We start from the raw sequence: 2,414 nt of genomic DNA, 5'->3' as shown, positions 1-2,414 counted from the left end.
CGATGCTGACGATATCTTCAACGTAAATGCTGACTGGTATGTAACCAAAGAATGGTCTGTTGGTTTGGGTTATGACGATAACGGTTCAGACGATAACTTTACTGCTAAAACAGCTTACTGGTTACGCATGTCTGACGCTTTCTCTGCTACATTTGAGCTAGCAAAAGTACTCGATTCTGACGTAGACGGTTTATTTGTTGGTGTGGGTGTTGTTGGCCGTTTCTAAGCTAAAAAGCTATCAAGAATAGCTTATTTATAAAAGCTTATTGATATCGATCATTTATCCCAAAAAAGGAGCCATAACCAGGCTCCTTTTTTATTTTGTGTATCCATATTTTGTCTGTAATAGTGGCAAAATAATTCAGTCATAAATATTTTGTGAAACGTCACGGTGTAAATGACAGCATGCACTTTCGTACAGCTCGACATTAGCCGTTTTCATTAGCCAACTTGGTGGCTAAAGCTTCTACTTACGCACTTGGAATAAGACGTTATTATCTGATAGTCGTGTGCTTAGCGAAGGTTATTTGAGTGTTATAGATAAAAAAAAGCGAATCGATTGATTCGCTTCTGAATGTTGTAAATTCAAGCTCTGTTACGCTGCCACTATTACGTTTTGCCGCACTTAGTCGCTAGGCTTAACATTAACGGTCTAGGTTCATTACTTTAGTCCAGGCTGCTGCAAAGTCTTCGACAAATTTTTGCTTCGATGTATCAAACGCATACACCTCAGATACTGCACGAAGCTCTGAGTTTGAACCAAAGACTAAATCGACTGAGGTGGCTGTCCATTTTTTGTGACCTGACTGACGATCAAATCCCTCATAAATACCATCGGTAGACGATTTTTTCCAAACCGTAGACATGTCGAGTAAATTGACGAAAAAGTCATTGTTTAAGGTGCCTGGAGTGCTTGTGAGTACTCCGTGTTTTAGCCCTTTGTAGTTAGCGTCAAGTGCGCGTAATCCACCCACTAAAACGGTCATTTCTGGCACCGATAGGTTAAGTTGGTCTGCTTTATCAACTAACATGTCCACAGGCGACTTGTAGCTTTGCTGTGCGTCAAAGTAATTTCTAAAACCATCAGATGTTAGCTCAAGTAAACTAAAGGCATTGATATCGGTCATTGCTTGTGTGGCATCACCACGACCAGCATTAAATGGCACTGATACAGTAAAACCTGCATCTTTAGCGGCCTTTTCTATTGCAGCAGTGCCCCCTAGAACGATTAAGTCGGCCAGTGATACTTTGCTTTTACTAAACAAGCTGTCGTTGTAGTCCTCTTGAATCGCTTTTAGTGTTTTAATCACTTTAGCGGTTTCAGCCGGATTATTTACCGACCAGTCTTTTTGAGGTGATAATGCAATACGTGCACCGTTTGCACCACCGCGCATGTCTGAATGACGGTAACTTGCCGCAGATGCCCAAGCCACACGCACTAACTCTGACACGGTTAGGTTAGACTTTAGAATTTGTGCTTTAAGTTCTTGCACGCCATCAGCATCTATATTTGATTGTGTTTTATCATCTATAGGATCTTGCCAAATTAGACTTTCTTTAGGGACTTCTTTGCCTAAGAAATTACGTGATGGGCCCATATCTCTATGGGTCAGTTTGTACCAAGCTTTAGCGAAAGCTAAGCGGTATTCTTCTGGATCAGCTAAAAAGCGTTCAGCAATTTTTCGATACTCAGGATCATACTTTAATGCTAAGTCTGCTGTTGTCATGACAGGAGCGTGAAACTTGCCTTTAACATGCGCATCAGGAACCGCTTTATGCAACGACTCGTCTGTAGGAATCCATTGGATAGCGCCAGCAGGGCTTCGAGTTTGTTTCCACTCGAAGGTAAGTAAATTACTTAGATATAAAGAGGTCCATTTTGTTGGTGCTTGAGTCCAAGCACCTTCTAAACCACTGGTGATAGTGTCTTCAGAGTGTCCTTTACCGCATTTGTTTTTCCAGCCAAGGCCTTGCTCTTCGATACCCGCTGCAGCAGGTTCAGCGCCTAGACAATCTTTAGGCTTGTGCGCACCGTGCATTTTACCAAATGTGTGTCCACCCGCAATTAGGGCTAGTGTTTCTTCATCGTTCATCGCCATACGTTCAAAGGCTACACGAATATTTTTGGCTGAGCCCAATGGGTCTGGTACGCCTTTTGGCCCCTCTGGGTTTACGTATATTAAGCCCATGTGAGTGGCACCAAGCGGACGTTGTAACTTGCCGCCGTTATCTTCTCTGTCGCTAGCAAGCATTTCAATTTCTGGTCCCCAGTACACCATGTCTGGTTCCCAATCATCATGACGTCCACCGGCAAAACCGTAGGTTTTAAAGCCCATATTTTCAAGCGATACATTACCCGCTAACACAATCAAATCAGACCAAGAAATGGCTTCTCCATACTTCATTTTGATTGG

The 2,414-nt window shown here is 42.7% G+C and carries 1 protein-coding gene and 1 pseudogene; one reads left to right on the top strand and one right to left on the bottom strand.

The annotated features are described in order from the left end of the window. A pseudogene (locus CXF78_RS20345) lies at positions 1-226 on the top strand (putative porin); the annotation flags it as partial. Between the two features lie 418 nt (positions 227-644). Here CXF78_RS20345 and katG read toward each other — a convergent pair. After that, positions 645-2,414: catalase/peroxidase HPI (gene katG, locus CXF78_RS20340; protein WP_102037774.1), on the bottom strand; the 1,770-nt coding region annotated here is incomplete at its 5' end.

Source organism: Shewanella sp. 11B5, assembly GCF_002836795.1.
GTDB lineage: Bacteria > Pseudomonadota > Gammaproteobacteria > Enterobacterales > Shewanellaceae > Shewanella > Shewanella frigidimarina.
Note: the sequence above shows the minus strand (reverse complement) of the source record. Positions and strands in the feature narration are given on the sequence as shown.